This is a genomic window from Fictibacillus enclensis (genome assembly GCF_001457035.1).
GTDB lineage: Bacteria > Bacillota > Bacilli > Bacillales > Fictibacillaceae > Fictibacillus_C > Fictibacillus_C enclensis.
The window spans coordinates 960,382-976,600 of the sequence record NZ_KQ758617.1 but is presented as its reverse complement, the minus strand read 5'-3'; the positions used below and the strand labels follow the sequence as shown (position 1 = coordinate 976,600).

Genomic DNA, 16,219 nt, shown 5'->3' with positions numbered 1-16,219 from the left:
TTATTTCGACTCCTTTGCTTTGTATTCTTCAAGTTGCTCTTTAAGATTGTGAGGAAGCTCTTCGAACATAAAGCCGATTAGATCAGTTACTTTCTGTTTTGGAGCTGCATCGGCTTTTTTGATCGCAGCTTTAATATCATCCTTCGCCTGATCAATTACTTTATTCTCTTGCTCTTCAGACCAAAGTCCTTTTCCTTCAAGGAAGGTGCGGAAACGAACAAGAGGATCTTTCTTCGTCCATTCACTGTCAAGGTCTTCTGTACGGTACCGTGTAGGATCGTCTCCAGCCATAGTATGCGGACCATAACGGTAAGTAAGAGTTTCGATTAATGTTGGACCGTCTCCGTTCAATGCGCGTTCACGTGCCTGCTTGACTGCAGAATAAACAGCGAGTACGTCCATTCCATCCACTTGGATTCCTTCGATACCTGCTGCAACCGCTTTTTGAGCAATTGTTTTTGCTGCGGACTGCTTTTCTACTGGAACAGAGATCGCGAAACGGTTATTTTGCACAACAAAAATCGTCTGTGCATTATATGCTCCAGCAAAGTTCAAACCTTCATAGAAGTCACCCTGGGAAGCTCCGCCATCACCTGTGTAAGTAATAGCAACATTCTTTTTGCCTTTTTTCTTAAGTCCGACACCGACACCAGCTGCTTGAACAATTTGTGCACCGATGATGATTTGCGGCATAAGAACATTTACGCCTTCCGGAATTTGACCGCCTCCGAAATGTCCACGGGAATATAGAAAAGCTTGATATAACGGCAGTCCGTGGAACACGATTTGCGGGATATCACGATATCCTGGAAGAATCCAGTCTTCTTTATCCAGCGCATATTGAGATCCAAGCATGGAAGCCTCTTGACCTGCAACCGGCGCATAAAATCCTAACCGTCCCTGACGGTTTAGGGAGATTGCTCTTTGGTCCCAAATGCGCGTATATACCATACGTGTCATTAATTCCTGTAATTCTTCATCTGAAAGTTCAGGCATAGCAGATTCATTAACTACTTTCCCGTCTTCTGTTAAGATTTGAAAGGTTTCAAATTGTTTTTCAACCTGTTCAATCAAACTCATTAACCTTCACCTCTTCCTTCCTTACACCAATGTTATCCGCCATGTATGTAATAGGCGCTTCTATTAGATTGCCCAAAATTTACCGTATACATGACATGGTTTATAAAAAAGCCTTGAAGGGTCCCGATGCACAAATCATTATTGCTGTTTCCCTATTTAACCCAGGGTAAACATTAAGCTTGTACACCCTTCCTTTATATAAGGGCTTTCATAAACTGTATTACTATTTTTTGAATATAGAGTAATACAATCATCTTAAACACATCATTAGTTTACACCTTCGTATATTGACCGTCAATTGTTTAATATCAATAAGTTATTGAATTATTTTTCCCTGGACTATTGCTGTTGCACCTTTATCACAAAGCGCTGTATCACTATCTGTATTCATCTGTTTCAAAACAGGTTTTTTTCAGGAAATGAGCGATCTCACCTCGTTTTTCTAGCGTTTCGGACTCATAAATATGGTAGAATACAGAAAAAGCGATTGTCATATGAATAAGAGAAATCACCATAACGGGAGGAAAACCTATGCTAACCATGAAAGATATTGTCCGAGAAGGCAACCCCATTCTTCGCGAGAGGGCAACAAACGTTGAACTTCCTCCTCAGCAAGAGGATATTCAAATTGCGAAAGAAATGCTTGAGTTCTTAAAAAACAGTCAAAATCCCGAGCTGGCACAAAAATACAACCTTCGGCCTGGAGTAGGTCTCGCATGCCCACAGATCGGAATTCCCAAACGGATCATCGCAGTCCATACCCAGGATGATCAAGGTGAATTATACAGTTATGCTCTTTTCAATCCAAAAATTGTCAGCCACTCCGTTAAAGTCACCTATCTCGAAGGTGGCGAAGGCTGCCTTTCAGTTGACCGAGATGTTCCCGGGTACGTTCCGCGCTACGCGAAAGTTACCGTCAGGGGAACTACAATAAAAGGCGAACAAGTCGATTTAAAATTAAAAGGCATGCCCGCCATTGTGTTTCAACATGAGATTGACCATCTTGACGGCATTATGTTCTATGACCGCATTAATAAAGAGAATCCTTTTACACCCCCTTCCACTGTAATCCTCAACCGAGCATAAAGAAAATCCCTGTCCATGTGACAGGGATTTTTTTGTCTATTCCACTATTTTCCTCGCAATCTGAAAAAAACAGGTGGCATACTATAACCAATTATAAAAAAAGGACGGTTATGACCACATGAAAAGGAAACGACGAATCATCAACAGATTAAAAAAACTCATTGATGAATATCCTTACCTTAATCCAAAAAAAACGCGCATTTTGCTTTCGATCATCGATAAAATTCCCTGTATTTCCGCCTGTCATCGTGCCGATAATGAAAAAAACATGAAAAACATGCTTATTTCATTTATAATAGAACGAAGATATTGTTAATACTAGCACGGTAAGGAGACGAAAAAATGATTTTTAAAGTTTATTATCAAGAAAACAAAAATGAGGTACCTATTCGGGAGAACACTAAATCTCTATTTATGGAGTCAACCTCCATTGAGGAAGTACGAAAAAGTCTTGCGGGTTCAAATTTTAATATTGAGTTTGTTCAGGAGATTAAAGGGAAATTCCTAGAATATGAGCAACAATCAGACTCTTTTGAAGTGGAGAAAAGATAATTTATGAAATTTGTTAAAAACCATCAAACTGCAGTCTTTGCCCTCGGCGGCATGGGTGAGATAGGAAAGAATACGTACGGTATTCAATTTCAAGACGAAATCATCCTCATCGACGCAGGAATTAAATTCCCGGAGGACGAGCTGCTTGGCATTGACTACGTGATCCCGGATTATACGTACCTGGTGAAAAATGAAGACAAGATCAAAGGGCTATTCATTACCCACGGCCATGAAGACCACATCGGAGGAATTCCCTACCTGCTTCGTCAGGTTAATATTCCGATTTATGGCGGAAAGCTTGCCATTGCACTAATTAAAAATAAACTTGAAGAACATGGTTTGCTAAGACGGGCAAAATTATATGAAATTACCGAGGACCAGGTAATTAAATTCAGAAAAACATCCATTTCGTTTTTCCGAACCACTCACAGCATACCGGAATCGTTCGGAATTGTTGTGAAGACACCTCCCGGGAATATTGTACATACCGGCGACTTCAAGTTTGATTTTACCCCGGTCGGCGAACCGGCAGATTTAACAAAAATGGCCGAGATCGGAAAAGAGGGTGTTTTGTGCCTTCTTTCCGACAGCACCAATGCTGAAGTTCCGGGCTTTACAATGTCCGAACGCCGCGTGGGTGACAGCATCAATGATATTTTCCGAAAAGTGAACGGCCGGGTGATTTTCGCTACGTTTGCTTCTAACATCTACCGCCTGCAGCAGGTAGTGGAAGCTTCTGTACAAAATAACAGAAAGATCGCTGTCTTTGGCCGGAGCATGGATTCCGCCATTACCATCGGGCAGGAACTTGGATTTATAAAGGCTCCAAAAGGCACCTTTATCGAGTCTTCTCAAATTAACAGGCTGCCAGATAACCAAGTCACGATTCTGTGTACAGGAAGCCAGGGAGAGCCGATGGCCGCACTTTCCAGAATTGCTAACGGGACCCACCGTCAAATTCAAATTATCCCTGGGGATACGGTCGTATTTTCTTCTTCTCCAATCCCAGGAAATGCATTAAGCGTAAACAAGACGATCAACCAGCTGTTCCGTGCAGGCGCTGAGGTGATTCATGGATCCCTCAATGATATCCATACCTCCGGTCATGGGGGCCAACAGGAACAGAAGCTGATGCTCCGATTAATGAAGCCGAAGTATTTCCTTCCGATTCACGGAGAATACAGAATGTTAAAGACGCACATTAATCATGCCACATCTTGTGACGTTCTGCCTGAGAATTGCTTTACGATGGATAATGGTGAGGTTTTGGCCTTATCCAGCAATGAAGCATCCGTCGCAGGAAAGATCCCTTCTGGATCTGTTTATGTAGACGGAAGCGGTATTGGAGATATCGGAAACATTGTTCTCAGAGACCGTAAGATTCTTTCCGAAGAAGGTTTAGTTGTTGTTGTTGTCAGCCTCAATATGAAAGAATTTAAAATTGAAGCTGGTCCTGATATTATTTCCAGAGGGTTCGTCTACATGAGAGAATCCGGCGATTTGATCAATGATGCACAAAACCTTTTGAAACAGCACCTGAATGGTCTTATGGAAGAAAAACGAACAAGACAATGGTCAGAAATTAAAAATGAAATCACCGATGTCCTTTCACCATTTCTTTACGAAAAAACGAGAAGGCGTCCGATGATCCTACCGATTATTATGGAAATCTAATGAATAAAAGCATGAGAGGAAAATTCCTCTCATGCTTTTTTTGATCGATTGATCATGCCATCAAATTATCTTCGAGCCGGTTGATATCCTTTTCTGCACCAATGACAATCAAAACATCGCCTTCCTGAACAGGCTGGTTGGCATGCGGTGAAACAATGACTTCATGGTCTCTTTTGATAGCGACCACATTGCAGCCGTACTTTGCCCGAATATCCATTTCTAACAGGGATTTTCCTTCTATTTTGCTTCCGGCCACCATTTCGACGATACTGTACTCATCCGATAATTCCAGATAGTCAAGAACACTTTTTGAAACCACCTGATGGGCAATTCGTATACCCATATCACGTTCAGGATGAATAATGCGGTCCGCACCAATTTTTAATAATACCCGTTCATGATAATCATTCTGGGCCTTCACCGTAATTTTATCAATACCCATGTCTTTAAGAATGAGCGTGGTCAAGATACTGGATTGAAGATTCTCCCCGATCGCTACAATGACATGCTCAAAGTTTCGAACTCCCAAACTCTTGAGTACCCCTTCATCCGTTGAGTCCGCCACCACGGCATGAGTAGCGATTGAAGAATACTCATTTACCCGGTCTTCATCCATATCGATCCCGAGCACTTCCATCCCCTGCTCAACCAATGCCCGGACAACCCCTCCACCAAACCGGCCTAGCCCTATTACCGCATACTGCCGTTTCACCTGTCGTTTTGCCACATTAATTCCTCCAGCATATCACATGTACTATTTTTTATTTAGCATATCACATTGTCCCCTCTTCACAAAACTACCATTCTCAATGCATTGAGAATAAACAAAAAAAAATGGCCAAGATAAATCTTGGCCATTTCCTTATGAAACAGGTCTTATACGTTAAGTGTTTCTTGTCCTGGTTTCCAGTTTGCCGGGCAAAGTCCGCCAGTTTGAAGTGCTTGAAGTACACGCAATGTCTCGTCCACATCACGGCCGATATTGTTGTGGTTAACTACTGCATACATTAATTCACCTTCAGGAGAAATAATGTACAGTCCACGAAGGGCAACGCCTTCTTCTTCAATCAATACGCCATAGTCACGTGCTACAACATGATTTGTGTCTGCAGCAAGTGCATAGTTAAGATCACCAAGACCATTTGAATCACGTGGAGTATTGATCCACGCTTTGTGCGTATGAATAGTGTCTGTAGAAACACCAATTACTTCTGCATCCAAATCTTCGAACTCGTCAAAACGATCGCTCAAAGAAGTGATTTCAGTAGGACATACGAATGTGAAGTCCATTGGATAGAAGAATAGTACTGTCCATTTATCATTCTTCATGTTTTCTTCAAGACTTACTTTGCCAAATTCTTTGTTTGGCAATACAGCGTCCATTTCAAAGCGCGGAGCTTGTTTTGCTACCATGCGTTCTGCCATGTTAAAATCCCTCCAACTATTTAAGTTATTGCTTCACTATTATTATAATGCACCCTTACTTTTTAGTCAATGTTAAATAATAATTAATTTAAATAAGGGCCTTATAAATGACAACCATTTTTACTTTCCCCCATATCATAACAAGTTAATCAAAAGAAGTGAAATAATTGGATTGCGCCGTTTACTCGGTTATACTGTTATGCATACTAAACATGTTAACAACAGAAGGAGGAGCAAGTATTAATGCCAGATTACAGAAAATTTACTGAGGTGGACTGGGGAGCTATTTTGATCAGCGCCGGAATTTTAGTGCTAAAACTCATTGCAATCTATATTATTTATATAGTCATCCGCAATATTGGAAAGAAAATCATCCGAACAGCCTTTGACCGAATGATGCATCGAAAAAGCATGTCCAATTTCAGGGCAAGAACTTTGGAGACACTGGTTATCAGCATTTATACATATGCCTTAATCTTTATGGCTTTTGTCGCCGTTTTTGGTCTGTTCAACATTGATATCCGAGGGCTGCTTGCAGGCGCGGGGATCGTTGGACTTGCTATCGGCTTCGGAGCACAGGGACTTGTCAGTGATATTGTTACAGGGTTCTTTATTCTCCTGGAAAAACAAATTGATGTTGGTGACTACATCACAACCGGCGTATTTAACGGGATCGTAGAGGATGTAGAATTGAGAACAACCAAAGTAAGAGGCTTTGACGGTACGCTTCATTATATACCGAACCGGTTAATCACAAGTGTAAGCAACCATTCCAGAGGCAATATGAGGGCTCTCGTTGATTTTAAAATCCCCACCACACCCCAGGTTGAAAAAGCATTGAGAATTATTAAAGAAGAAAGTCTTGTACTCCAGCAGGAGGAGCCCGCCATCCTTGAAGGGCCGAATGTTCTTCCAGTGATCGAGGAAGAAACTGGCCTAACTGTATTGCGCATTCTTGCAAGAACCGAAAACCTCAAGCAATGGAGCATGGAGCAAAAAATCAAAGACCGCCTTCATCAGAAGTTTAATGAAGCAGGTATTCAGTTGCCTTCTCCGGAAGAAGATAAAGCCGGCGAGCCTGGTACCGAATGATTATTAAAAGGGATCAAAGGGTATTCATGATATAGAATCCCATATAAAGGAGGTTTGTATCTTGCCTTATGATTCTCTTAAAGAACTGCCAGATTCAGTAAAAGACAACCTTCCGCACCACGCACAGGAAATCTTCAAAGCAGCCTTCAATTCTGCCTCTGAAGAATACAAAGAAGAAGAAACGGCTTTCAAGGTTGCATGGAGTGCGGTAAAAAACAAGTACGAAAAAAATGATAACGATGAGTGGGTAAAAAAAGAAGAGTAATAAAAAAAGGCAACAACATGTTATATCATGTTGTTGCCTCTTCTTTTTCTCTTTTTATCACTTTTAACTTTTTGATTTGATGTCCGTCCATTTCAATCACTTTGAATGTATACCCTTCGTGTTCTACTTCTTTATCAAGGTCCACATCAATTCCCTGGCTTAAAAACCAGCCTCCGATTGTATCAAGATCCGAATCATCAAGATCCAGATGGAACATTTCATTCACTTCGGAAATAAGTACCTTTCCTTCAAGAATGGTCACTTGATCATTTACTTTTTTGATTCTCGGCTCTTCATCTTCATCAAACTCATCCCGAATTTCACCTACGATTTCTTCAATAATGTCCTCAACGGTAACAATGCCCGAGGTTCCTCCATACTCATCCATTAATACTGCCATATGCACCCGGTCTTTTTGCATTTTTACGAGCAGCTTCTGTATGGGAAACGATTCATGGACAGAGATGATTGGCCGTATGTATCGTTCCAGTTCCTCTTCTTCATTGGTTACATGTTCATTAAAGAATTCCTTTATGTTCACCAAACCAATAATATGGTCTTTATCCTCATCGGCAACCGGATATCGCGTAAACTTTTCCCCTCTCATGATATCAAGGTTTTCCCAAAAGGTATTTTCTTTATATAAACAGACAATCTCGGTACGGGGAACCATAATTTCCTTCGCCAGTCTGTCATCAAACTCAAATATCCGGTTTACATAACGGTATTCTGATTGGTTGATTTCCCCGCCCTCAAAGCTTTCGGATAGCAGGTGGCGCAATTCCTCTTCATTGTGGGCCATTTCGTGTTCTTCCCCGCGCTTCAGTCCCATTATTCTGGTAAGGATCGCAGCGGAACGGTTTAAAAGGAAGATAAACGGAAACATAATCACGCTGAAGGCAATTAAGGGTCTTGCAACCGCCATGGCAATAGCCTCAGACTTTCTGATTGCAAATGACTTTGGAGCCAATTCGCCAAGTACAACCTCAAAATACGTAATAACTGTAAATGCAATGATAAAAGAAATGGTGTTGATTAATTGCGCTGGCAGATCTACATGCTGAAAAACGGGATGAAGCAGCGTTTCCACTGTCGGTTCTCCCATTCCACCCAGTGCCAGTGATGTTATCGTAATTCCCAGTTGTGTAGAAGAAAGATAACCATCGATATTGGCCAGAATTTTTTTAACAGCTTTTGCATTTCCGTTTCCCTGTTCTGCCAGAAAATCTATTCGGGTTGATCGGACTTTTACAATGGCAAATTCAGTAGCCACGAAGAATGCGGTTATTAATATTAGGATGATAATAATGAAGATATTGAATAATGCCATGTGGTTATCCCAGATCACTTATGTGACCAAGGAACGTCACCTCCTGCTGAAAAATAAGAGTAAAGATAATAAAGATTACCCTCTACACCTAGCAGATAAACAAAGACAAATGAGGAAGGAACAGCTTAATCGCTGTTCCCCTCTGTTTTTTTATTGCTGAAGCTTGCTTTGTACTGCCTGACAAACATCATCAGCACTCATACCGTCTGCGTTAATGACAGAGCCCTGCACAACTGCATTTTGCATGCCCATCACATTTTCATCCTGACCAGAGATCACACAGCAATCACAGCCGTTTGCGTCATTTTCCTGACGAAGCATAACCACATCAAAACCTTTAGCTTTTAAAGCATCGGAAACATTAGTTAAGGATTCCTCCACACCAATTCTTGCCATCGTTTCCACCTCCTTAGCATTTTTAATTTTTCCTAGGAGAAGGCGACTTATTCCTCTGACAACGAAAAAAGGACTGCTCATTACGAGCAGCCCCTTATTTAATATGTTTTCTAATTTCATTTTGCTTTCCATTCGATATAAGAAACAAGCGTACGGAGAGCGACAGGAATCGCTTCTTCTTTCGGCTCGATCCTGGAATGGTGAAGACCGAACTCGCTGTCTGCTCCTAGCCAAAACATAAACCCTGGAATTTCTTTTAGAAAATAGCCAAAGTCTTCTCCTGTCATGGCTTCTTTGCAATGGTAAAATTCAGCTGTTTTTTCTCGCTCGAGGAAGGCAATGAATTCTCTCGTCAGTTCTTCATGATTGTACACCTGATAATAATTGGCGCCATAATCAATCTCGGCCTGGCAATCAAAAGACATTTCGAGACCCCTCACAAGTGATTCGATCCTTCCTTTGACCTTTTTCATGGAGTCGGAGGAAAGAGTACGGATGGTCCCCTCCAAACGGGCGGTTTCCGCAATGATATTTTGCTTTGTCCCGCCGGTAATTTTACCAACCGTCACGACGGCTGAATCAAGAGGATCAATGTTTCGTGCCACAATCGACTGAAGCTGGGTCACCAAATGACTGGCGGCAACGACCATGTCATTGGCAAGGTGAGGATAAGCGGCATGTCCGCCTTTCCCTTTAATATCAATAAAAAGCTCCGACGTGTTGGCGAACAAAAGCCCTTCTTTGACCGCAATTGTGCCAACCGGATATTCCGGAGCGATATGCAATCCGAGGATCATATCGGGTTTTTCGGACTGAAACTCTTCGCTTTGAAGCAAAGGAAGTGCCCCCCCTGGCCCTTCTTCTGCCGGCTGAAACACAAACAGCAAATCATCCTTCACCGGGTGATTGACAAAATAATCGAGCAACCCCAATGCGACGGACATATGGATATCATGTCCGCAGGCATGCATGAATCCTTTATGAAGAGAAGAAAATTCATAGGTGGTTTCTTCCTTAATCGGCAATCCATCCATATCCGTGCGATAAGCAATTGTTTTTGAAGGATGGGTACCTGACACCTTAGCAAGTAAACCAGTCTTCCATTTTTTTACGCTCAGGCGTTCTTGTGGCAGCTGAGTTATGAAATCTAGAATAAACTGCTGTGTTTTGAATTCCATAAAACCCGGTTCAGGAATTTGATGCAGCTGTCTTCTAATGTCAATGAAACGTTGAGCTTCCATTCAATATCATTCCTGTCCAGACAAGATTAATCGTTCAGTTGACGCAATTCATGCTTAATTTCTGTTTTGGATTTTGTTTTTTCATCGATTTCTTTAATCACACGCGCAGGTGTTCCGGCTACCACTGTGTATGGAGGTACATCTTCGATGACGATGGCACCTGCTGCAACAACAGCTCCTTGTCCAACTGTAACTCCTTCAAGAATCACCGCGTTCGCCCCAACAACGACATCATCTTCAACAACAACAGGTTTTGCAGATGGCGGTTCGATCACACCAGCCAAGACGGAACCTGCTCCGATATGACAGTTTTTCCCGACAGTTGCACGTCCGCCAAGAACCACATTCATGTCGATCATAGTACCTTCACCAATTACTGAACCGATATTGATGGCAGCACCCATCATGATTACAGCGTTGTTTCCAATTTCAACCTGGTCACGGATAATCGCACCTGGTTCAATACGTGCGTTAATATTTTTCATATCAAGCAACGGGATGGCTGAATTGCGGCGATCATTTTCCACCACAAAATCTTCAATTTTGCTTTCATTGGTTTTCAGTACGTCCTGGATCTCTTTCCACTCACCAAATAGTACCCCGGTGTTCCCATTGATGAACGATTGAGTGTTTTCACCGAATTGGAGCCCCTCCAGATCCCCTTTTACATATACTTTTACAGGTGTTGATTTTTTACTGTTACTAATAAAAGAAATAATTTCATTTGCATCCATCATTTTCATGGTGTGTGCTCCTCCTTTAATACGTTCTGTATTGTATTAAACCACTAATTCAGCCAACATTCAAACCAAATTGTTTCAATCTTCCTTCACCAATTTCACGAAAGCTTCGACCTGTTTCAGTTCAAGTGAAGCACCATGGCAGATCATCCATGTGTCACGCTTCATCTGCTCGCCATTCTTATTATGCAGCGGAACCTGATAAAAGGCATCCGCTTCACGTAAGGAGATGGAAGGCAGAATGGCATATCCAATCCCGTGAAGAGCCATCTGTTTGCATGTTTCGATCTGATCAACAATGATGGTTTTTTTCGGAGGAATGGAAAAGTGGTCCTGCCACCACTCCTGGATATCCTGATAATAGGTGGAATGGCTTTTAAACTGGATGAAAGGCTTTTCTGTTTTCTGTAACTCTTCAATAGAAGAAATATCCGTATCCACAAGGTACAGACTGTCAGAAAATAAGTGGATTTTTTCTCCCCGCCATTCCGGATTCCCCCGGACGATCCCAATATGAATCTGATCTTCATACAGATGCTTGATGATTTCACTGCTCCAGCCCGTAATGAGAGAGATATTGACCTGCGGATACAGGTTCACATATTTTTTTAACGTGTTTGGAAGCCAGTACTGCCCTATGATGGACGCCACCGCAAGCCTTAGTGTACCAAACACTTCTTTGGAAAGGGATTGCAGTTCCTCTCTCACACGGCCTTCGTCTTTCAGCGTCTCATTAACATGGGATATAATTTTTTCTCCTGCTGCCGTGATTGCGAGCCCTTTTTGCGATCGTAGGAAAATTTTTGTCCCCCAGCTGTTTTCAATGCTCTGCAAGCGCTGGCTCAGGGCTGGCTGAGAAACATACAGGCGCTCGGATGCTTTTCTCATATTTAATTCCTGAGCGAGCACTTGAAGGATTTTAAATTCAGATAGCTGCATGCTGCTCCCCCTTCGGCTAAACTTCATAAGCAAAACTTATAACTCTAACCTATTATATTCTATTTTTCATCTCTGCACGAAATATTTAAGATAAAAAGTAGAGATGAACCATAATGAGAGGATGAAAACAATGAAAGTAGACGTAAAAGGCATTCACCATGTACAGCTTTGCATTCCCCCTGGTACTGAAGATCAGGCACGATCCTTCTTTTCGGGAATCCTGGGATTTCAGGAGATTGAAAAACCCGAGAGTTTAAAACCAAACGGCGGATTATGGTATCAAATGGGAAAGCAGGAGCTTCATTTAGGTATTGAAAACATTCCTCTCCAAAAAAGAAAAAGCCACCCCGCATTTGAAGTGGCCCAGCTTGACTCTGTAAAAAAACATCTTCTTTCCCACGGATTAGCTGTAAAAGAGGAAATTAAAATTCCGGGCTTATCAAGGTTCTCATTCCGTGATCCCTTCGGCAATCGCATAGAGTTTCTTGAGAAAACAACATAACCATGAAGAACAGCAGCCGGTAATTATCGGCTTTTTGTCTTTGGATTTTCTGTTTTGGGAAGCAGAATGGAAAACAGCAAACTTAAAATCGACAGGATAAGAACACCTTTATAAACATCGGCAAGGGAAAACGAAAGGCCATTTTGCAGCAGCTCCAGTACCGAACTGCTCAGCTTGCTTCTTTTTTCTTCATCCAGCAAAATGTTAGCCGCATCGAGTGTGACCTTCTCATTTTCATTTCCATGGCGGTCAAAATAGGTACTCAGTCTGGTGTTCAGAATACCGCCGAGAACGGCAGCTCCCAGTGCGCTTCCCACGATTCTCATAAACATATTGGATGCCGTGGCAATCCCTCTCGTTTTCCAGTCGACTGTATTTTGAATGGCAACAATATAGGTGGTATTCGTCAGCCCCATGCCGCACCCAATAAGAAAGGAACCAGCACCGGCCCAAACCGGGCCTTTGGCGGGGTCCATAAAGATAAATACTAGCGAACCAAGAAGCAAGGCAATACCGCCTGAAACTGCTACGGGGCGGAACCCTATTTTCAATAGCAGCTTTCCGGCAATCGTTGAACAAATTGGCCATCCAACCGACATGGCAGTCAACGTAAAACCAGCCACAACGGGTGGCTGTTCCATCACCCCTTGAATATACGTGGGAAGGAAACTGGAAATCCCGATCAACACAGCACCGTTCGTTAGCGATGCGGCATTTGAAAGCGAGATCAGGCGGTTGTTCCATAAAGAAATCGGCATCAAGGGTTCAGGAATCCTTGACTCATGCTTGAAGAAACCGAACAGAATGAGCACCGAGCCCATTCCAAGAACGTAGGTTTCCCATGAATTCCATGGCCACGCTGTCCCTCCCTGTATAAGAAGAACCATCAGGGAACTTACCCCAATCAAAACAAGGAGCGAACCAAGGTAATCGATATGTACTTTTTTCCGCTCTACGTTCTCATGCAGGAATTTTCCAACACCTGCCATAGCTAGAATTCCAAGCGGGATATTCATCCAAAATACTAATGACCAATGGGAGTATGTAACAAAGAAACCTCCAAGCAACGGACCGACAATCGCTGAGATTCCCCAAACACTTGCAAGGTAGCCCTGAATTTTCGCCCGCTCTTCAATCGTGTACATGTCCCCAACAATTGTAGTTGCGATTGGCTGCACGGCTCCTGCTCCAAGACCCTGAATCAAACGGTAAATGATCAGCTGTTTCATAGAGCCTGCCAGCCCGCACATAACCGATCCTATTAAAAAAATGATAATACCAATAATGAAAACGGGCTTACGGCCGTATAAATCGGACAACTTCCCATAAATAAGAATAGTGACCGCCTGCATGAGCAGATATGCGGAAAATACCCAGCTGTACAAAGCAAATCCACCCAAATCCCCAACAATGCCAGGCATGGCTGTAGAAACAATCGTTCCTTCGATGGCTGCCATAAACATGGCAACAATCACCGATGCAAGAACATACGGCCGTTTTGTCTGCGGTTCTTCTCTGCTTGCGGGCTCTTTACTTTGGAAACTCTCATTCATTTGTCTCAACCTCTTTTCGTATCTCATGCGGCTCTACATGAACAGAAATACTTTCTACTTTATATTTACGCCTGAGTTCGGCTTCAAGCTTTTCCGTAATCGCGTGGCTTTCAATCACATTCAGATCCGGGTGAACATGGATGGTTACATCAAGAATCACCGAATTCCCGTGTTTTCTGGCTTTTAAATCCGTTACTTGCTTCACGCCTTGCACGTTCAAAATTTGCTTTTCTATCCTTTTCCCCTCTTCATAATCAAACCCGTCGGAGAGATTATGTGAAGTTTCGTAAAAGATATCCCAGCCGGTTTTGATGATCATGATGGCAACAAGGATTGCCGCTAATGGATCCAGCCAAACTACACCGAGCTGTGCTCCAAAGATCCCCACAGCCGCACCAATGCTGACAAACGCATCGGACCGGTTATCTAAAGCCGCTGCTTTTAAACCCTGGCTTTCTGTTTGGCGGGCAAGCCTGATATTGTACCGATAAACTCCCAGCATAACCAAGGCAGAAAAAATGGCCGTGATTCCTGCAATCATGGATGGAGGCTCGATTTCAAAAACCACAATACTTTTGATGGCAGAAATCAATACCTCGAGCCCAATTACTACCATTATAAAAGAAGCGACCATGGATGCAATGGTTTCCGCTCTGAGATGGCCATAGGGATGGTCTAAATCCGCAGGTTTTTTTGAAATTTTCAAACCGATCAGAACAGCCAAAGAGGCCAGAATATCCGTTGAGTTGTTTAATCCGTCTGCTACCAGAGCTTCGGAGGAATAAAGCCAGCCTATGCCCAGTTTTAGAAAGGATAAAGCGATATAGGCTGCCAAACTAAGATAAACGCCTCTCTCCACTTTTGCCTGCACCTTCTGCTCTGCCATGTCCTAATCTCCCTTTAACCATACTCCTGTATTTGCAGTTAGGATGTCTAAACTTACTAAAAAACATCCCTGTGCAAGATTATTAATGGTGATAAATCATTTTCCGGGTCATTCCGCCATCAATAACAAGATTTTCACCGTTGATGAAGTTATTCTCCGGATTCGTTAAATACAAGCAAGCTCTTGATATGTCAGAAACGGTTCCAACGCGTTTTGACCAGTGCTGTTCATGGTCCACATCACGCAGGCCCTCATAGTCCTTTGTTTCAATCCAGCCAGGACTAATGGAATTAACTGTAATTCCCTCTTCGCTCAAGGAAGCGGCCAGAGCATGGGTTATAGCCACAATGCCTCCTTTGGTGGCAGCATATGCTTCACTGTTGGGTTCTGACATGGAAGCACGAGTCGATGCAATATTCACAATCGATCCCCCTCCCTTTTGCTTCATTTGTTTTGCCGCTTCTCTGGAACATAAGAAAACGCTGCGGAGATTTGTTTGAATGACATCATCCCATTCATCCACACTTAGTTCGAGTGGTGATTTCCAAATCCCCTTTCCGGCATTGTTAATCAGAATATCAACTGGACCAAAAATAGTCTGTGTCCTTTCCATTAATGCCACGATATCCTCCGGTTTCCGGACATCGGTTTCGATAAATTCAGCCTTTCCATTTGCTGAAGAAATCTCTTTCAGCGTTTCCGCCGCTTCTGCCTCCTTCACATCCGCAATAACCACACGAGCACCCGCATGCGCGTAATCAATCGCAATTTGCCTTCCAATCCCCTGCCCTGCACCCGTTACAATCACTACCTTGCCTTTAAACATATGTGGAACATCTCCTTTTACATGGATTTAGCTTCATTCGATTCCTGAAATATTCCCTAAATTCTATAACAATAACAGGGAATGATCTAAAAAAAACAGCAGCTGGCTGCTGTTTTTAAAGTTAGAAACTACTTTTATTTATTTGTTATTACTTACAACTACTTTTCCAATCGTTTTACCTGATTCCAGCTTGGAATGCGCCTCTCTCATGGTTTCTGCATTGAAAGGTCCCAATGTTTCCGTTAATGTGGCTTTTGAGAGAATCTCATGCTGTTTTATCATATCTTCCGTTTCGAATAGAGAGCGGGTAAACTTAGTCCTGGAACCGGCTTATCAATTTATACATCCACCAAACTCTCTGGATGGTCGATTGGGAGATACTTGTACAAACCCACTGCCTTCATTTTCTGACTCATCAACATTCATCCTTTCTTATTTGTTACGTTACCCCAACATGCCAGAGAAAAACATAGGTCCAAAAATTCGCTGCCCGTCCAAACCAACATCGGACGAGATGCATAAGCTATCACAAGTACAAGTTCTAATCCTAAAAAAGGTGGTTGGCAAATGAAGTTCCCCCAAAAACATTCACAGGTTTGCATGCGGTTTAAACACCTGAAGCCTGGAAATGT

17 protein-coding genes are annotated in these 16,219 nt (G+C 42.5%); 6 read left to right on the top strand and 11 right to left on the bottom strand.

Annotated elements, in window-relative coordinates:
* Positions 1–1,080, bottom strand: coding sequence for a pyruvate dehydrogenase (acetyl-transferring) E1 component subunit alpha (gene pdhA / locus AS030_RS05175; protein WP_061969136.1), 1,080 nt, complete (start codon positions 1,078–1,080; stop codon positions 1–3).
* Positions 1,081–1,611: 531 nt separating this feature from the next.
* Between pdhA and def the strand changes: the two genes are divergently transcribed.
* The 3 genes from def (at position 1,612) to rnjA (ending at position 4,392) form a co-directional block, all read left to right on the top strand.
* Positions 1,612–2,166 (top strand): peptide deformylase, encoded by a 555-nt coding sequence (gene def, locus AS030_RS05170; RefSeq protein WP_061969134.1) that lies wholly within the window; start codon positions 1,612–1,614, stop codon positions 2,164–2,166.
* 342 nt (positions 2,167–2,508) lie between these two features.
* On the top strand, positions 2,509–2,718 hold the full coding sequence (locus AS030_RS05160; RefSeq protein ID WP_061969130.1) for a DNA-dependent RNA polymerase subunit epsilon: 210 nt from the start codon (positions 2,509–2,511) through the stop codon (positions 2,716–2,718).
* A gap of 3 nt (positions 2,719–2,721) precedes the next feature.
* Entirely contained in the window at positions 2,722–4,392 is a 1,671-nt protein-coding gene (gene rnjA / locus AS030_RS05155; RefSeq protein WP_061969128.1) for a ribonuclease J1, read from the top strand.
* A 52-nt stretch (positions 4,393–4,444) separates the two neighbouring features.
* On the opposite strand, the gene AS030_RS05150 is transcribed toward rnjA, so the two are convergent.
* Positions 4,445–5,104: a potassium channel family protein gene (locus AS030_RS05150; protein ID WP_061971558.1), complete on the bottom strand. Its 660-nt coding sequence runs from the start codon at positions 5,102–5,104 to the stop codon at positions 4,445–4,447.
* 164 nt (positions 5,105–5,268) lie between these two features.
* Complete coding sequence (locus tag AS030_RS05145; RefSeq protein WP_061969126.1) at positions 5,269–5,817, bottom strand: peroxiredoxin; 549 nt, start codon at positions 5,815–5,817, stop codon at positions 5,269–5,271.
* A 243-nt stretch (positions 5,818–6,060) separates the two neighbouring features.
* Here AS030_RS05145 and AS030_RS05140 point away from each other — a divergent pair, with 243 nt between their 5' ends.
* Both AS030_RS05140 and AS030_RS05135 read left to right on the top strand, forming a co-directional pair.
* Positions 6,061–6,909 carry a mechanosensitive ion channel family protein gene (locus tag AS030_RS05140; RefSeq protein WP_061969124.1) on the top strand — a complete coding sequence of 283 codons (849 nt, stop codon included), beginning with the start codon at positions 6,061–6,063 and terminating at the stop codon, positions 6,907–6,909.
* Positions 6,910–6,970: 61 nt separating this feature from the next.
* A complete protein-coding gene (locus tag AS030_RS05135) occupies positions 6,971–7,174 on the top strand; it encodes a ChaB family protein (RefSeq protein ID WP_061969122.1) in 204 nt (67 codons plus the stop codon).
* Between the two features lie 25 nt (positions 7,175–7,199).
* Here the strand turns inward: AS030_RS05135 and AS030_RS05130 are convergent, their stop codons facing one another.
* From AS030_RS05130 to AS030_RS05110, 5 genes are all read right to left on the bottom strand, one after another.
* The gene (locus AS030_RS05130; protein WP_061971556.1) at positions 7,200–8,504 is read right to left on the bottom strand and encodes a hemolysin family protein; all 1,305 of its coding nucleotides are present in this window, start codon (positions 8,502–8,504) and stop codon (positions 7,200–7,202) included.
* A 150-nt stretch (positions 8,505–8,654) separates the two neighbouring features.
* Positions 8,655–8,900: a YkuS family protein gene (locus AS030_RS05125; protein ID WP_061969120.1), complete on the bottom strand. Its 246-nt coding sequence runs from the start codon at positions 8,898–8,900 to the stop codon at positions 8,655–8,657.
* A 116-nt stretch (positions 8,901–9,016) separates the two neighbouring features.
* Complete coding sequence (locus AS030_RS05120) at positions 9,017–10,141, bottom strand: N-acetyldiaminopimelate deacetylase (protein ID WP_061969118.1); 1,125 nt, start codon at positions 10,139–10,141, stop codon at positions 9,017–9,019.
* A gap of 26 nt (positions 10,142–10,167) precedes the next feature.
* Complete coding sequence (dapD, locus tag AS030_RS05115; protein ID WP_061969116.1) at positions 10,168–10,884, bottom strand: 2,3,4,5-tetrahydropyridine-2,6-dicarboxylate N-acetyltransferase; 717 nt, start codon at positions 10,882–10,884, stop codon at positions 10,168–10,170.
* Between the two features lie 75 nt (positions 10,885–10,959).
* Positions 10,960–11,820 carry a LysR family transcriptional regulator gene (locus tag AS030_RS05110; protein WP_061969114.1) on the bottom strand — a complete coding sequence of 287 codons (861 nt, stop codon included), beginning with the start codon at positions 11,818–11,820 and terminating at the stop codon, positions 10,960–10,962.
* A 130-nt stretch (positions 11,821–11,950) separates the two neighbouring features.
* Here AS030_RS05110 and AS030_RS05105 point away from each other — a divergent pair, with 130 nt between their 5' ends.
* Positions 11,951–12,322, top strand: coding sequence for a VOC family protein (locus AS030_RS05105; RefSeq protein ID WP_061969112.1), 372 nt, complete (start codon positions 11,951–11,953; stop codon positions 12,320–12,322).
* Positions 12,323–12,345: 23 nt separating this feature from the next.
* Here the strand turns inward: AS030_RS05105 and AS030_RS05100 are convergent, their stop codons facing one another.
* The 3 genes from AS030_RS05100 to AS030_RS05090 form a co-directional block, all read right to left on the bottom strand.
* Positions 12,346–13,875 carry an MDR family MFS transporter gene (locus AS030_RS05100; RefSeq protein WP_061969110.1) on the bottom strand — a complete coding sequence of 510 codons (1,530 nt, stop codon included), beginning with the start codon at positions 13,873–13,875 and terminating at the stop codon, positions 12,346–12,348.
* The gene (locus AS030_RS05095) at positions 13,868–14,761 is read right to left on the bottom strand and encodes a cation diffusion facilitator family transporter (RefSeq protein WP_061969108.1); all 894 of its coding nucleotides are present in this window, start codon (positions 14,759–14,761) and stop codon (positions 13,868–13,870) included. The genes AS030_RS05100 and AS030_RS05095 overlap by 8 nt, the downstream gene beginning before the upstream one ends.
* An 82-nt stretch (positions 14,762–14,843) precedes the next feature.
* Positions 14,844–15,587, bottom strand: coding sequence for an SDR family NAD(P)-dependent oxidoreductase (locus AS030_RS05090; RefSeq protein WP_061969106.1), 744 nt, complete (start codon positions 15,585–15,587; stop codon positions 14,844–14,846).
* Positions 15,588–16,219: the final 632 nt, after the last annotated feature.